This window comes from Nocardioides sp. CPCC 206348, from assembly GCF_048654705.1.
GTDB lineage: Bacteria > Actinomycetota > Actinomycetes > Propionibacteriales > Nocardioidaceae > Nocardioides.
On sequence record NZ_JBMCZA010000110.1, the window covers coordinates 12171 to 12425 of the forward strand.

General features: G+C 63.5%; 1 protein-coding gene. It reads left to right on the forward strand.

Annotation, left to right across the window (positions count from 1 at the left end):
* A partial coding sequence (locus tag ACOADB_RS06235; RefSeq protein WP_378597088.1) for a TetR-like C-terminal domain-containing protein occupies window positions 1-255 on the forward strand: 255 nt, incomplete at both ends.

Below are 255 nucleotides of genomic sequence, written 5' to 3' on the forward strand. Positions count from 1 at the left end.
AACGGATCTTCTCAGCCTTGCCCAGCAGTTGGCGGAGGTTTACGGCGGCGAGAACGGCCGGGCCTTCCTTCGCATCTACCTCGAGGGTGATGTCATCCCCGGTTTCGAGGAGTACTGGGAGTTTCAGCAGGACCAGATGCGGGTTGCCCGCAGGATCCTGAGGCGAGGCGAGGCACGGGGCGAAGTCGGCAACGGCATCCGGGTGACCACGCTGCTCGATGCCCTGTCGGGAGGCATTCTGATCCACACCCTCAC